The sequence below is a fragment of the Micromonospora sp. RV43 genome, assembly GCF_001029515.1.
Classification (GTDB): Bacteria; Actinomycetota; Actinomycetes; order Mycobacteriales; family Micromonosporaceae; genus Micromonospora; species Micromonospora aurantiaca.
Map to the genome: position 1 here is coordinate 1 of NZ_LEKG01000024.1, position 14,166 is coordinate 14,166.

Annotated in this window: 14 protein-coding genes and 2 pseudogenes; 8 read left to right on the forward strand and 8 right to left on the reverse strand. The window is 69.9% G+C overall.

What is annotated here, in order from left to right; all coding sequences use genetic code 11:
- Nucleotides 1–190 precede the first annotated feature (190 nt).
- Nucleotides 191–439, forward strand: a pseudogene (locus tag ABD52_RS08535) (transposase family protein); the annotation flags it as partial.
- A gap of 244 nt (nt 440–683) precedes the next feature.
- Here the strand turns inward: ABD52_RS08535 and ABD52_RS08540 are convergent.
- Nucleotides 684–1,874: an IS110 family transposase gene (locus ABD52_RS08540; RefSeq protein WP_047891450.1), complete on the reverse strand. Its 1,191-nt coding sequence runs from the start codon at nt 1,872–1,874 to the stop codon at nt 684–686.
- Nucleotides 1,875–2,421: 547 nt separating this feature from the next.
- Between ABD52_RS08540 and ABD52_RS40135 the strand changes: the two genes are divergently transcribed.
- On the forward strand, nt 2,422–2,982 hold the full coding sequence (locus ABD52_RS40135; RefSeq protein WP_181726474.1) for a hypothetical protein: 561 nt from the start codon (nt 2,422–2,424) through the stop codon (nt 2,980–2,982).
- An 88-nt stretch (nt 2,983–3,070) separates the two neighbouring features.
- Here ABD52_RS40135 and ABD52_RS08550 read toward each other — a convergent pair whose 3' ends face one another.
- The 4 genes from ABD52_RS08550 to ABD52_RS08565 form a co-directional block, all read right to left on the reverse strand.
- Nucleotides 3,071–3,916 (reverse strand): hypothetical protein, encoded by an 846-nt coding sequence (locus ABD52_RS08550; RefSeq protein ID WP_047891451.1) that lies wholly within the window; start codon nt 3,914–3,916, stop codon nt 3,071–3,073.
- On the reverse strand, nt 3,913–4,494 hold the full coding sequence (locus ABD52_RS08555; RefSeq protein ID WP_047891452.1) for an RNA polymerase sigma factor: 582 nt from the start codon (nt 4,492–4,494) through the stop codon (nt 3,913–3,915). The genes ABD52_RS08550 and ABD52_RS08555 overlap by 4 nt, the downstream gene beginning before the upstream one ends.
- A 129-nt stretch (nt 4,495–4,623) precedes the next feature.
- Nucleotides 4,624–5,775, reverse strand: coding sequence for a hypothetical protein (locus tag ABD52_RS08560; protein ID WP_047891453.1), 1,152 nt, complete (start codon nt 5,773–5,775; stop codon nt 4,624–4,626).
- Nucleotides 5,776–5,781: 6 nt separating this feature from the next.
- Entirely contained in the window at nt 5,782–6,093 is a 312-nt protein-coding gene (locus ABD52_RS08565; protein ID WP_225319462.1) for a hypothetical protein, read from the reverse strand.
- Between the two features lie 61 nt (nt 6,094–6,154).
- On the opposite strand from ABD52_RS08565, the gene ABD52_RS08570 reads away from it, so the two are divergent.
- The 5 genes from ABD52_RS08570 (at nt 6,155) to ABD52_RS08585 (ending at nt 11,615) form a co-directional block, all read left to right on the forward strand.
- A complete protein-coding gene (locus ABD52_RS08570) occupies nt 6,155–8,221 on the forward strand; it encodes a DEAD/DEAH box helicase family protein (RefSeq protein WP_235437407.1) in 2,067 nt (688 codons plus the stop codon).
- Entirely contained in the window at nt 8,103–8,504 is a 402-nt protein-coding gene (locus ABD52_RS40690; protein WP_235437408.1) for a DEAD/DEAH box helicase, read from the forward strand. The genes ABD52_RS08570 and ABD52_RS40690 overlap by 119 nt, the downstream gene beginning before the upstream one ends.
- A gap of 94 nt (nt 8,505–8,598) precedes the next feature.
- Nucleotides 8,599–9,165 (forward strand): hypothetical protein, encoded by a 567-nt coding sequence (locus ABD52_RS08575; protein ID WP_047891455.1) that lies wholly within the window; start codon nt 8,599–8,601, stop codon nt 9,163–9,165.
- Nucleotides 9,166–9,167: 2 nt separating this feature from the next.
- The gene (locus ABD52_RS08580) at nt 9,168–9,815 is read left to right on the forward strand and encodes a nucleotidyl transferase AbiEii/AbiGii toxin family protein (protein ID WP_047891456.1); all 648 of its coding nucleotides are present in this window, start codon (nt 9,168–9,170) and stop codon (nt 9,813–9,815) included.
- Between the two features lie 606 nt (nt 9,816–10,421).
- A complete protein-coding gene (locus ABD52_RS08585; RefSeq protein WP_047891457.1) occupies nt 10,422–11,615 on the forward strand; it encodes a PP2C family protein-serine/threonine phosphatase in 1,194 nt (397 codons plus the stop codon).
- 71 nt (nt 11,616–11,686) lie between these two features.
- Here ABD52_RS08585 and ABD52_RS08590 read toward each other — a convergent pair whose 3' ends face one another.
- The 3 genes from ABD52_RS08590 to ABD52_RS08600 all read right to left on the reverse strand — a co-directional run bounded on the left by ABD52_RS08590 (nt 11,687) and on the right by ABD52_RS08600 (nt 13,040).
- Nucleotides 11,687–12,034, reverse strand: a complete 348-nt coding sequence (locus tag ABD52_RS08590) for an STAS domain-containing protein (RefSeq protein ID WP_235437409.1) — start codon at nt 12,032–12,034, stop codon at nt 11,687–11,689.
- A complete protein-coding gene (locus ABD52_RS08595) occupies nt 12,031–12,495 on the reverse strand; it encodes an ATP-binding protein (RefSeq protein ID WP_047891458.1) in 465 nt (154 codons plus the stop codon). The genes ABD52_RS08590 and ABD52_RS08595 overlap by 4 nt, the downstream gene beginning before the upstream one ends.
- 248 nt (nt 12,496–12,743) lie before the next feature.
- Nucleotides 12,744–13,040 carry a helix-turn-helix domain-containing protein gene (locus ABD52_RS08600; RefSeq protein ID WP_013283829.1) on the reverse strand — a complete coding sequence of 99 codons (297 nt, stop codon included), beginning with the start codon at nt 13,038–13,040 and terminating at the stop codon, nt 12,744–12,746.
- Nucleotides 13,041–13,698: 658 nt separating this feature from the next.
- Here ABD52_RS08600 and ABD52_RS40695 point away from each other — a divergent pair.
- Nucleotides 13,699–14,067, forward strand: a pseudogene (locus ABD52_RS40695) (transcriptional regulator); the annotation flags it as partial.
- Nucleotides 14,068–14,166 lie beyond the last annotated feature (99 nt).

Below are 14,166 nucleotides of genomic sequence, written 5' to 3' on the forward strand. Positions count from 1 at the left end.
CCGACGCGCGATCTCCGGCACCGACACATCCTCGGCGAACCACCCGGCCGCCTGCCGCCGCACCGCCTCACGCTTCGCCCGCCCCCGCGCGGACAACCCACCTCCATCGGGATACCTCATCCCATCGCACTACCCCAACACGAGGCCAACACACCAACCACATCGGACGAACCTGGCCATTCAAGATCTGTATCAAGGCGCCCCCGGCAGCGTGCGCACCCCGTTCAAGCGGCGCCGCTTCCGGCCGAAGCTGTCACGCCGGCAGAAGGCCGTCAACCGAGCGCACGCGAAGATCCGCGCCCGCGGCGAACGCGCGATCGCCACCCTCAAGACCTGGAAAATCCTGGTCAAGCTGCGCTGCTGCCCACGCCGAGCGACCGCGATCGTGCAGGCCATCCTCGTCCTGCACCGCGTCGAAGCCGACCGCTACGCAGGATGAAAATGGCTCATTAGGAGGCGACCGAAGACGCACCCCGCCTGGCTGATCTTTATCAAGCGATCACAGCAAGGCCCCGCTGCGACCGGCATACGCTGCCAGAAAAACCAAAAAAGCCGCAGGTCATCAGCCTGCGGATACAAACGGGGCGTCGGTTTAGGAGTCTCCATGTGACTCCGGTTTGATCTTGGTGGGCAGGGTGAAGCGGCCGGCGCGATGGGGTCGCGCCGGCGGAGAGCGAGCCGCTTCAGGCTGCGGCTCGGACGGTTACTGCCGGTCGACTGAAGGTCTTGCGGTCGCGGATGAGTGCCCAGGGGACGTCGACGCGTCGTCGCGCGAGGGCGAGAATGGCTTGCCGGTGGTTCTTACCTTCGGCGCGTTTCTTTTCGTAGTAGGCGCGGGAGGTCGGGCATTCCCTGGCGGCGGTGAAGGCGGCCATCCACAGAATGTGCCGCAGTCTGCGGTGGTAGCGGCGGGGCTGCCGATGGTTTCCGGCAACCGTTCCAGAGTCGCGAGAAACGGGGGCCAGGCCGGCGTGGGCGGCGAGTTTGGTGGGGCTGTCGTATTCGGTCATGCCGGCGGTGTGGACGAGTAGTTCGGCGGTCAGTAGTGGGCCCATGCCGGGCAGGCTCCCGATGATCGGCGCGAGGGGGTGCTGGTCGAGCTGTTCGGCGATGAGGTCGTCGACGGCGGCGATGCGTTGGTCGATGGCGAGGATCTCGGTGGCCATCTGCCCCACCACCACGGCCGCGGCACGTTGGCCGGGGAGCGTGACGGTCTGCTGGCGGGCGGCGGCCACCATCGCCTCGGCGACCTGGACGGCGTTTTTCACGTGACCGCGTCGGAGTAGGGCGGTGATCCGGTCGACGCCGGCGTGCCGGATTGCGGCCGGGGTCTGCCAACAGGCGAGGACCATCATCGGGGCCTTCCGGTTCAGGTCCACAGCGCGTTCCAGGGCGGGGCTGATGCCGGTGAGGAGTTCCTGCAGCCGGAACAGGGTGGCGACGCGCTGGCCGACGAGGTCGGCGCGGTAGCCGGTGAGCACGCTGAGTTCGGCCAGGAGCCGGTCGGAGGGTTCCAGGATCGGAATGTCGGGGCGCAGGCGGATGGTCTGGGCGATGACGACCGCGTCGCGGGCGTCGGTCTTGTTCTCCCCGGCGAACGCGGCGGCCATGTGGAACGCGACGGTGCCGGAGACGTAACGAACCTGCACCTGCCGCCGCCACAGCAGGGTCAGCAGCAGCGCCGACAGGCCGGTCGTGACGTCGACCGCCCAGCAGACCCCACGGCCGTGCGTTGACACCTCGGCCATCACTGTCAGGAGCGCGGTCTCGTCGTTGGCTACTCGACGGGAGTAGACGAGCCGGCCGTCACCGTCGACAGCGGCGACGTGGTGGTGGGTCTTGCCGATGTCCACGCCGATCCACAGCTTCGCCACCGTCGTGCTCTCCTTCGTCGGTCGGCTTTTTCTCGAATGCGCCTCGTCTGGGGTTCGGGTTTGCCGGCATCTTCTAACGATGCGAACGCAGGTCGCGGATCTCCATCAGCGGTCTACCGAATCTCACAGACGACGAAGCGGCGGGTGGCATCTCCTACCGTGAGCCAAGCGATCTCGACGAAACACACGCAGCCATACCCACCGCTCTCGGGCATCTCCGGGTCTACGGCCGCCAGGGCCGCGCCCGTTCAACCCGGCCCGCCCGCGGAGCGAGAAGTGGGTGGCACCTCGAGGCTCAGCCACGATCACGGCGGAACACACTTCAGCCCTCCCCACCCTCGGACCCCGCGGGCGCGGCAACCCTGAGCCTGCCGCCGTCTCCGGCCGGCACCCCGGACACGATGTGCGGGACCTGCGAGCATCAGCGCTCCACCGAGCGCGGGGCAGGCGTTGGGCATCGTGGCCCACGACGGCTGGTCGCCGGCCGCCGCTCCGCGACCGGCCCGATTGCCACGCCAACCGTCGCCGCAGCGGCTTGAATGGTGGTGTGCAGGTCAGCAAGGACGGGCGGGGCTGGTGCGTCGGCACTGCCGCCGACGTGGGCTGGATCGCCGGGCACACCACTGCCGGCGTCTCGATCACCACCGCCATCCCGCCGATCTTCGACGCCTACGCCACCACGTACCAGACCGACGACGTCACCGCCACCGCCTACGAGCACGCCCTGATCGAGGACCTCACCACGCATACCCCCGACCAGCCGTGGTGGCTCGCCTACCTCGACACCGGCGCCCACGACGTCGTCTTCCCCCACGCCCCGAGGGTGTGCCTCTACTGGAACTGGCCGTACGTGCTGGTCCAGGCCGGCCCCGAACAGGCCCTCACCTGGCGGACCGGTGGTCATATCCGCCGCCCGCACGGCGCGCTGCCGGACATGTTCTTCCCCGCCGACCTGTCATGGCTGGTCTCCGCTCTCTGGGACGACACCTGGACCTGCGTCGGCGGCCCGGCACCACTGATCCACACCCTGGAACATGACCCGGTGGCCAGTGCCCGCCAGGTCCGACCTGGCGAGGACGCGCTGCCACCGGGGCTGACCCGCGAGTGACGACCCACGCCCCACGCCCCGGGCAGCGGGCAGCGGGCAGCGGGCAGCGGGCAGCGGGCAGCGGGCAGCGGGCAGCCTCCGATCATGGCTAACGCCCCCACGTCTCGGCGGGACGGCAGTCGCTGGTCGGTTTGCCGTAGATCCGCTTCCCGTCCGGGTCCGCGTAGCAGTGCTCGAGTTGGTCTTCGGCCTGGAACAGCGGACGCCTGTCGATCTCCGTCCCGCGGGCGTCGTAGCTGACCAGTTCAGGGTCGTTGCCGGCCTTGAGTCGGGCGTCGTTGGTCATCAGGCCGAACGCGCCTTCGGACAGTCGTGCTGTGGTGGTGTGGCCGTCGCCGTGGTCGAGCACGAGCCGGTGGACGCGGCTGCTGACCCGGCCGCTGACGCTGACGTCCCCGCCGTCGTGCTCGGTGGAGGTCAGCAGCAGCCGCTGCACCGGCCCGGGCAGCAGGTCACCGTGCGGCCACGGCTCAGTGGCGCCCCCGCCGGACTCGCGGGGAGTCCCCGCCCCGTCCACGTCGCAGGTGGCGTAGCCGACGTCGTTCATGAACAACACCAGCGCACGGTCACCTCGCTCCGTGGCCACCGCCAGGTCAGCCAGGGCCACCGGAACGGGTCGCTCCCCTGGTGCCTGGCGGGTCTGTCGTTGCGGGGAGTTCCACTGCAGGCACCGCTGCGCCGCGTCCCGCAGCGTCGGCGACAGCTCACCGGCCCCCATGGCCAGCACCTGTACGGTCGATCGCTCCGATCGGTCCCACCCCGCCACCGCGGCCCCGGATGCCGCGGCCAGCAGCGCCATCCCGGCCACGGCGATCCGCAGTCGCGGCGTACGCGCCGGACGCGGCCTCACGAAGCCGAGGATCCGGGCCCGCATCGCGTGTGCCGCATCCGGCGGCAGGTCCCGCTCCGCCGGCAGGTCGAGAATGTCGTTCACTGTTCCCCCTCCTGGATCTCCTGCGGCATCAGACGGGCCAGGCGGCTGCGCGCACGACTCACCCTCGACCGCACCGCCACCTCGCTGATGCCCAACACGGCTGCCGCGTCCGGGTACGACACGCCGGACCACAGGCACAACGCCACCGCCTCCCGCTCGGCAGGCGGCAATCCGCGGACCACCGAGAGGACCTCGGTCATCCGCCTTTCGTCGTCGAGCCGAGCGGAAACCTCGTCTGCGAGGTCACCATCGGCGTACCGCTCACCCGGTAGACGCCGTAGCAGCGCCAGCCACCGGCGCGCGGACCGCCACTCCGAGCGGACCGTGTTGGTGGCGACGACCAGCAGCCACGGCAGCGCCGAACCGTCCACCAGGCGGGCGTCGTGCCGGCGGCGCCACGCGACGAGGAACGTCGCCTGAGTGACGTCCTCAGCCGTCGACCACGACCCGGTCAGCCGGAACGCGTGGTTGTAGACCGGGCGGGAGTATCGGTCGAAGAGCCGACCGAACGCCGCCTCGTCGCCGGCGGTGATCGAGGACCACAGTTCCTCGTCCGGCGGCCATACTTGATGCCTCACACCACACTATGGCCGCCCACGCCGACCTTGTTGCAGGCCGACGGTCGACGTCTGAGGTCGTGGCGCCGGCGCGAGAGCCGCAGCGCGTGAAGGCGATGGTGGCCAGCTCACCGGGCGGCGGACCAGGCGTCAGGTGTCGAGGCCTGCGAGGTTGAGGCGTTCGAGCAGGCTGGGCTTGCGGGCGTGCGCCGCCCGCAGCTCGGCCAGCCGGTGTTGGAACGATGCGCTGTCTCCGTCGCGTTCGCCGAGGTCGCGCAGGTCGACGAGGAGTTGTACGGCGGTGTCGTACTCGCGGGGCTTCTTTGTGGCGATGAGTTCGTTGACCCGTTGCCAGGCGGTGGGTTGGTCGACTGCGAGGGTGTCGAGGTGCCGTTGCCGGGCTGCTGCGGCGGAGCGTTCCCGGCGGACCCGGTCGTGTTCGCGCAACTCGGCATCCCGTCGTTCCCGCACGGCACGCAGGTCCGCAGCGGCTGCGAGCAGTTGACCGGCAGTACGGACGGCCGTCGGAGTGGACGCGTCGACGGGATGCGCGTCGCGGTAGCGGCGCAGCAGTCGGTTGCGCAGGTGGCTTTCGCCGCTGGTGATTAGGTCGGTCAGGATGGCGTCCTTGTCCCGGGCGTGTAGCCCGACGACCCACTTCCGTAGTTGTGCGGCGGTCGGTTCGCCGGAGGCGGCCGGCGACGACCCAGCCGCCGCGGCCGCGATCAGGTCGGGGTCGATGCGCAGGAACTCGGCGACGGCGGTGAGCGGCGCGTCGAGGGTGTCCAGCTTGGCGGGGACGGGCGGTTCGGGCTCGTCGTCGGCGATCTCGGCGGACTGTACGCAGCGCAGCCAGGCGAGGTAGAGCAGGCGCAGGTCGCCGGCAGAGAGGTCGGCCCGGACCGGGATGATGGAGGTGAGCAGGCCGTGGCCGTCGAGGTCCCACTCGTCGGCGCCGTCCTCGTCCTCGTCGTGCAGGTCGATGATGACGTGCGTGCCGGCCGTCCAGGCGGATGCGCTGTCACCTTGGCAGTACTGGGCGACCGTGGCGGGGTCGAGCACTTGTTTCGGTAGCCGGAGCATGAGCTGGCGGGTGCCCCAGTTCGCCAGGTACAGGTGCGCGTCGAAGTACCGTTCCATCAGCTTGCGAGGGTCGCCCTTGAAGTCGCCCCACTCGTAGGTGTTGACGAAGCTGGTGGCGGTGATGTCGGCCCGGGTGGACAGCGACCGCAGCTCGGCCCGCTCCCGGCCGGTGAGGGGACGGTCGACGGCGGTGAATTCGTAGTACTGGTACTCGCTCACCGTGGCCTACCTCCCGGCCCAGTGCCGGTAGGCGTCGATCCACGCGGCACCGTCCGGCATAGGGGTGGGTAGCGGAAGGTCGAGAAGACCGACACGTTGCCGGTGGCGGCCTCGGGCGCAGACCGCGACGATGCTGTCCGCGGCCAGCTCGATCTTGCCTATGGTGACCTCGACGCCGAGGACGGTGGTGGTGAACGGCACCGCCAGATGCTCCTCGATCATGGCGAACAGGCCGGCACGCTCGTCCTCGTGACCGTCCGTGTCGACGGTGGCTTCCTCGATCATCGCCTCCAACGCGGCGGTCCCCTTCGATGCCATCGGCGGAGGATAGCGGACCGGTGTCGAGGTGTTCGGAGCCTGATACGCGAGGATGGTCGGCATGGGTTCGGTAGCCGAGTTCGTCGATCTTCGGCGGGAGGTGGAGCGGGTACGGGCGGAGAACGCCCGGCTGGCGCGTCTGCTGGAGTTGCGCGGCCAGGACACGTCTGCGGCGCCGGAGCAGTTGTCCGCGCCGATGGAGCCGCCAGGGCTGGTCACCATGGCTTCGCCGACCCGGGACAAGCTGACGTTGTTCGCCGACCGGTTCCGGGCCCGGGCCGACGTGTACGCCGTGCGGTGGGACAACGCCCGTACCGGCGCTGCCGGCTGGATGCCCGCGGTCGCGGGCGGTTGGCGTAAGGGTATGGACCGGCGGGGTGCCACCTACCTGCCCCGCACGACGGAGGTCGTCGCGGCGCATCTGGTCGGCGACGTGTTCATGGGCCTGTATCCGCTGATGCCCGGCAACACCTGCCACTTCGTCGTGGCCGACTTCGACGGGCCGACGGCGGTGCTCGACGCCCTCGCGTACGTGAAGGCGGCACGGGCCAGCGCGGTGCCCGCCGCGTTGGAGATCTCCCAGTCGGGCCGCGGAGCCCACGTGTGGGTCTTCTTCACCGGCGCTGTTCCCTCGGCCACCGCGCGGGCCGTCGGCACGGTCCTGTTGCGTGAGGCGATGGTGCTGCGCGGGTCGATGGACCTGCGGTCGTACGACCGTCTCTTCCCCAACCAGGACGTGCTGCCCGAGGGTGGCTTCGGCAACCTCATCGCCGCGCCGCTACAGGGTCGCCGCCGCAAGGACGGACTGACCACCTTCCTCGACCTCGGCACCCTTGAGCCGCACGCCGACCAGTGGGCGTTCCTGTCAACGCTGGATCGGCTCAGCCCCGGCGAAGCCGAACACGTCGCCCGGCAGGCCAAACACGCCCTCACCGGCGCGGACGTCGCGACGATGAGCCGGTCCACCGCGACCCAGGTCCACCCTCCGCTCCCTGCGGTGGTCCACGCGGAGGCCGGTGCCGGGCTGAGCATCGACGCCAGGCAGCTCACGCCCGCCGCGCTGGCGACGTTCAAGCACGCCGCCGCCATGACCAACCCGAAGTTCTACGAGCTGCAGCGGCTACGTAAGTCCACCTGGGACACCCCACGCTTCATCCAGGGCTACGACCTCACCCTCGATGACCGCCTGGTCCTACCCAGGGGCCTGCGGCACACCATCGCCACGATCGTCGAGCGCGCCGGGTCACGGCTGGCCGTCACGGACGTACGAAACTCCGGGACCGAGATCGACGCCGCGTTCACCGCCGAACTCACCAGCAGGCAAGCCAACGCGGTCGGCGCTCTGCTCGCCCACGACGACGGGATCCTGGTCGCTCCACCCGGCTCCGGCAAGACCGTCATGGCCTGCGCCGTGATCGCCGAACGCAGCACCTCCACCCTGGTTCTCGTCGACCGCAAAGCCCTAGCCGACCAGTGGCGCACCCGCGTCGAGCAGTTCCTCAGCATCAAGCCCGGTCAACTCGGTGGCGGCCGACGCAAGCTCACCGGCACCGTGGACATCGCGCTGCTGCCCTCCCTCGCCCGGCGCGACGACGTCGCCACCCTGACCCAGGGGTACGGGCACGTCATCGTCGACGAATGCCACCACCTCGGCGCCGCAGCCTACGAGCACTCGGTCAAACGGATCGCTGCGCAGTTCTGGCTCGGCCTCACCGCCACCCCCCACCCGACGCGACGGCCTCGGCCAACTCGTCACCTGGCAACTCGGACCCGTCCGCCACACCCTGACCGACGAGGAACAAGGCACCCTCGCGGCCGCGATGCACACCGACGCCGGACCCCGTCGAGCGCTGTTCATCCACGAGACCACATTCCAACCCGGCGACGTCGACCTGGACGCGCCCGGCGCGCTCGCCGAGGTGCACCGAAGGCTGGCCCTCGACGAGCCCCGCAACACCCAGATCGCCGACGATGTCGCCGCGGCCCTGACCCGCGGTCGCAACTGTCTCGTGCTGACCCGCCGGGTCGCCCAGGTCGAGGCACTCACCGCCCTACTCGCCGCACGCGGACATCAGGCGCTTGTGCTCCAAGGCGCGATGAGCACCCGCGAACGGCGGGCCATCGTTGACCGGCTCGACGGCGCCAAGGCCGGCGACGGCCTCCTTGTCGTCGGCACCACACCGTTCATCGGTGAAGGCTTCGACGCCCCCGCCCTCGACACCCTCTTCCTCGCCGGCCCGATCTCCTACGACGGCCTACTCGTCCAATGCGCCGGCCGCGTTATCCGCGCCGCGCCCGGCAAGGACCTCGCCGAGGTGCACGACTACCACGACCCGGCCACACCAATCCTCGCCGCCTCACTCCCACGCCGCATGCCCGGATACCGGGCCCTCGGCTTCACCAGAACATGAGCGCATCAATCGCGATCATCATGACTGGTCCGCCGGCTACAGAGCTACGACGTAAGCCAAGCGCGCTGGGCCTAGCCTGGTAGGCTTACGGGCCATGGGCCGGTTCTCCGAGGATGAGCTGCAGGCGGTCGTCTCCCGGTATGAGGCGACGCGGGCCGCCGCGCTGACCGAGCGGGACGAGCAGCTGCGGGCGTTCCACGCCGCCGGCTGGCGGCCGGTGGATCTGCAACGGGTCACCGGGTACAGCCGGGAGACGATCCGCCAGGCGCTACGACCGGAAGTCCGGCGGGCGACCAATCTCAGCCGACGCAGGACGTCACCCCAGCCGCCGGCGGACTACCGGCCCTACGGCGACCGGAAGCCCTACGTGGTGGCCGCGACTCTCGCCGATCTGCATGGCCCGACCGCGGGCACGGTGACGCTTCCGCGTTATCTCGACTGGTCCGGGCACGCCGAGTACGACCTCAACCGGCCCGCACGCCTGGCCAGCATGTACAAGGTGGTCCTCACCGAAGCCAGTACCGTCGAGGATCTGAACACCTGGCTCGACGCCGACCTCCTCCGGCAGCTCTGGCCCACCCTCTGGCTGCCGCCCCAGCTTCGCCAGCGCTGGGAGGACGCCTTCCCCGAACTCGCCGCGACCCGCAGCAACGCGGCATAGCGGTGGACCCGTTCCACGAACGCCTCGCCCGTACCGGGCTCGCGGCTGCCAATCGATACGGCTTCGCACTGGCCGGCGGTTACGCGGTGCAGGCGGCCGGGCTGCTGGAGCGGCCCAGTGAGGACGTCGACCTGTTCACCGCTTGGGACCGCCGCGACGAGTTCACCGCCGCGGTCACCGCCGTCGTGCACGCCTACCGGAACGACGGCCTCACCGTCGAGACCGAGCGGCAATACGACACGTTCGCCCGGCTGGCCGTCACCGACGGCACCCGGGTTTCCAAGGTCGAACTCGGCGTGGACTGGCGCGCCAACGAACCAATCCTCATGGCGATCGGACCCGTCCTCCACCCTGACGACGCGGTAGCGAACAAGATGAGCGCCCTCTACGGGCGAGCGTTCGCCCGGGACTTCATCGACATCGACGCCACCCTGCGGTCAGGCCGCTACACCCGCGAAGCCCTCCTCACCCTCGCGCAGCGCGCCGACCGCGGCTTCGACCCGCGCATCTTCGCCGACGCCCTCGGACAAGCCGCCCAGCTCGACTCCGACGACTTCACCCAGTACGGCATCACCGGCCCAGCGCTGGACGATCTCCGTAGCCGATTCGCGGAGTGGCGCCGCGACCTGCTCGACGGCGAGGAAGGGTGACTCGGTCCCGACTCCCGGCAGCGTAAGCCTGCACACGCAGGGCCCAGAACGTCCAGCTGGTCTTCGGCAAGCGATCGCAGCGAGCCCGCGAAGCGACCGGCACGCCACGAGGGACAGCAGGAGAAAGCAGGTCGTCGGCCTGTGGACACCGGCAGACCGTCGTCTTAGGAGCACACGAACCCGGTTTGCGACCGGCGGTCGGCCCCGGTGACCCGCGTTGGCACCGGTTCACCCTGGTTGGCATCCGCTGGAGAGCACACACCGCGCACATCACCGAAGATCATGTGAGCGCTGNCCTCGCTCATCCGGGGCAGGAGCCTCCGTGTAAGACGGGGAGCCCTCTCTCCACCCGAATGCCCGCCGATTGAACAGCCATCGCGGCGGCAATCTTTACCACGGGGTGACATGGCGGACGTAACAGGATCCAGTCCACCGCAACCGGCACCGACCGCGCCGACCTGCTGACAGGCTTGCCACGTTCCACACCCGCCGCCACTGCCCGATCGGGCGAGGCCACCGTCGCGCACCAGCGCGTGATGGGTGGAGCGCCCGCGTACTCTGATCGCTCGGGCAGCCCCGTGCGGGCGGGGGCGAAGGTCGGTGGGCATGAGCGAGCGGGACGCACTGCGAGGTCTGCTGCGGCAGTCGCACCACGCCCGGCCCGAGGACCTGCCGGGGATGGCACGGCGGGCCGCCCGGCAGCTCGGCGCCGACGACATGATCCTCTATGTGGTCGACCACGAGCAGCGTCAGCTGCTCGCGCTGCCCGGTCCGGACGCACCGCATCGAGTCTCGCTGGCCATCGAGGGAACCCTGGCCGGCCGGGCGTTCAGCATGTTGCGCCCGTTCGGCGGCCCGGTGGACGACGGTGCGCGGTTGTGGTTGCCGCTGCTCAACGGTCTGGAGCGCGTGGGCGTCGCGGAGGTGGTCGCCGCGGCTGCCGTGCCTGACTCCGCGGTGGCCGCGTTCGAGGCGGTGGCCTCCCTGCTCGCCGAGCTGGTGATCACCCGATCGCAGCACAGCGACACGATCGAGTCGGTCCGCCGCCGCGAGCCGATGCGCCTGCCCGCCGAGATGCTGCGCGCCCAACTTCCGCCGCTCACCTTCTCCACCGGCGGCGTGATCATCAGTGGGATCCTGGAGCCCTGCTACGACGTGGGTGGCGACGCCTTCGACTATGCGGTCAACGGCGACATCGCCCACCTCGCCCTGTTCGACGCCGTCGGGCACGGCTCCGGTGGCGGGATGCGCGCCGTGATGCTCGCCAGCCTGGCCCTGGCCGCGTACCGCAATGCCCGTCGGGGCGGGTTCGACCTGGTCGAGACCTACCATCACATCGACACTGCGGCGCGTGACCACGACCGGCGCGGACTGATCACGGGGGTGCTGGCCGAACTCGACCAGCGCACCGGCCGGCTGCGGGTCATCTCCGCCGGACACCCGGGCGGGCTGGTGCTCCGTCGCGGCAGGGTCGCCGCCGTCCTGCCCACGCCCACCGCCCTGCCGGTGGCCCTGGGCGACCGGCGTCCTCCGATGGTGGTCGAGGAAGCCCTCGAACCCGGCGACGACGTGCTCTTCTACACCGACGGCATCATCGAGGCCCGCTCGGCCGACGGGGAACGGTTCGGCACCGAGCGGCTGGTCGACTTCACCGTCCGGGCACTGGCCGACGGGCTGCCGCTACCAGAGACCGCGCGGCGTCTCGTTCACGCGATCCTCGCCTACCAGGATGACCGGCTGCAGGACGACGCCACCGTACTCATGGTCCGCTTCCGTGAGCCCACGGCAGGCAGGGCCTGACCGCCCCGCAGTCCCAGCGTCGCAACGGCTGTTCCGCCGCCCGCCGCGACGAGATTCCCCGCCTCGCGCACTCAGACCGCGGTGGGTGGCGGATCTGCCACCCGGCCGAACAGCTGCATGATGCCGGTCAGGTCGAGGATCCGGCGGACCTGCCCGGTGGCGTTGAGCAGGGTGAGATCCACTCCCCGGTCGACCGCGTGGTGGTGCGCTCCGACCAGGATGCTGAGTACGGTCGAATCGATGAAGGTCAACCCTGCCAGGTCGATCTCCACCGTCCCGGCCTGGGCGACGGTCTCGTGCAGCAGGTCATCGAGCCGATCGGCGCCCGACATGTCGATCTCACCGGACAGCGCCAGGACACGACGATCAGCACCGACGTCGACATGCCAGTGCCAGGTCTGCTCCGTGGCCACTGTCACCCTTCCTCGTACACGGTCGATCGGGGGCGCAGCTGCGCTGTCACCGAGGCGGTCGTTCCCTGTCCGGAGTTGTCGATCATCAATCCTTCGGTGAGCTGCTGTGCCAGCCACAGTCCCCGGTGGCCGACCTCCCCGGGCGACGGCAGGGCGACGGCAATCTCACCCAGCCCGGGCCCGTTGTCGCTGACCTGGCAGGTCAGCAGGTCGTGGTGCTGCCACAGACGCACCTCGCCGCTGCCCCCGCCGTGGCGCACCACGTTGGTGACCAACTCGTGCACCGCCAATACGAAGTCCTCCAGCCCGTCGCCGACCAGACCCGCCGAACGGGCTGCCGCGGCGACCGCGTGACGCAGCGCCGTAACCCGCGCAGCGGTGATCTCTTCCGACAACAACGCCACGTCGCCGGCGCCGCGAGCGGTGCTCCACCTGGCACCCACGTCGTCCGTTCCGCCGCTGCCCATGATCGGACGCTACACGCAGCCGATCCGCCGCGCCCGGGCACGCCGGCCAGGCGTAAGACGGCGACCCCTCGGACCGCCGGTCACGCACAGCATCCCGGTCGCCGGCCGGGGTGTGAAGAGGTGCGACGAGCGGGGCTGACCGTCCGAGGCGGGAACCCGGGCGTTCGCCTGGTGGGCCGGCCGGCTCATCGCCCGCCGACGACATCGCACGAAGGGTGGGCTGGTCAGTCCTGTCGCCGCAGCCCCCGCTACTGCTTCTCGTTCTGCCGGAGGGCTTCCTCGAGTTGGTCTTCCAGAATGATGATCCGGCAGGCGGCCTCCAGGGCGGTGCCGTCGTCGACCATTTCCCGGGCCCGGGCAGCCAGGCGCAGCTGGTAGCGGGAGTAGCGGCGGTGCCCGCCGCTGGAGCGCTGCGGATTGATCAATTTTGTCTCGTCCAGGCGACGCAGGAAGTCCTGCGTGGTGCCGAGCATCTCCGCGGCCTGCCCGATGGTGTAGGCCGGGTAGTTCTCATCGCCGAACATGTCTTCGGGGTTTTGCCCCATGTCACCTCCACGTCGAGGGCCCCGGCGCACAAGCGCCGGGGCCCAGGGTTACGGGTCAGAACACCATCTACCGACCGGAACGTCGGCTTGTCGTATCCGCACCAGCCGTCATTGACGGCTTCGGGTGCGAGGATCGCATATGCGTGACCGGAGACCACCTCTCGTTCGATGGAAACTGCGGTGTCCGCCCGGCCTGACATGACGGCCGACGGCGGGCGATCCAACGGTGTAAGGCCCTCCCTTTCCTCTGCGTACACGTTTCCCTTGCTGTCGTACGGTCCGCCGGCGCCGGAGCCCACGCGACTTCACAGCCCCGACACGTGCAGCGAACATCAGCCGGAGCCCTGAAAGGACCTTGGCCCCACCTGCACCCCGGCGTGTGTCACGCCGGAACTGACGTGCTCTTACTGCCTCTCAAGAGGAACGGTGAAGCATGTTCCTCTTCTATCCGCCCGTCGTGTCCTCACGGCCGGACGGCCCGTCTGCGTCTTGACGGATCTTTCCTCTCGACTTGAAGAAGAGTATGCCGTACCGCAGAAGATGTCTAGCATTTCCAACCTAGATTTCCTGGTCGACGGTCATCAGGATGACTGGCCCGCCGAGCAAGCAGGGCGCGCGCCATGGCGACACGACCCGACGCCGATGCCACCTACCGGCGATGAAGACCGCCGCGCGGTCGACGACGTACCAGGGCCGGCCGCGTTGGTCGCGTTCACCGCCCACGACGCAGCCCTCCGGAGGCCCTCGCCGGCGGGTACGCGCTCGTCGCGGACCTGCGCGCGGCAGGCGGCCGGCATCCGGCCGACGAACGGCTCCGCGGCTGGTCGCGGAACTGCGGGCGACCAGTGACCGCTTCGCCGAGCTGTGGGAGTCCGGCGCCGTCGGCCGGCACGAGGCCGCCCGCAAGACAATCGATCATCCGTACGTGGGTCCGCTGACCCTGGACTGCGACGTGCTCACCGTGGCGGGCAGCGACCTGCGCATCATGATCTACACGGCCGAGCCGGGCACCGAGGATGCCGACCGCCTGGCCCTGCTCACTGTCGTCGGCACCCAGGCGGTCGCCGGTGGAGACCAGCTCGGTGTGGATCGCGGTGACACCACACCGGCCGGAGCCGACGTCCGG

Bases quoted from the DNA above. Each gene is read 5' to 3' on its own strand.
- ABD52_RS08565 (WP_225319462.1), bottom strand. From the start codon at position 6,093: ATGGCATCGAAGGGGACCGCCGCGTTGGAGGCGATGATCGAGGAAGCC.
- ABD52_RS08570 (WP_235437407.1), top strand. From the start codon at position 6,155: ATGGGTTCGGTAGCCGAGTTCGTCGATCTTCGGCGGGAGGTGGAGCGG.
- ABD52_RS08575 (WP_047891455.1), top strand. From the start codon at position 8,599: ATGGGCCGGTTCTCCGAGGATGAGCTGCAGGCGGTCGTCTCCCGGTAT.
- ABD52_RS08585 (WP_047891457.1), top strand. From the start codon at position 10,422: ATGAGCGAGCGGGACGCACTGCGAGGTCTGCTGCGGCAGTCGCACCAC.
- ABD52_RS08595 (WP_047891458.1), bottom strand. From the start codon at position 12,495: ATGGGCAGCGGCGGAACGGACGACGTGGGTGCCAGGTGGAGCACCGCT.
- ABD52_RS08600 (WP_013283829.1), bottom strand. From the start codon at position 13,040: ATGGGGCAAAACCCCGAAGACATGTTCGGCGATGAGAACTACCCGGCC.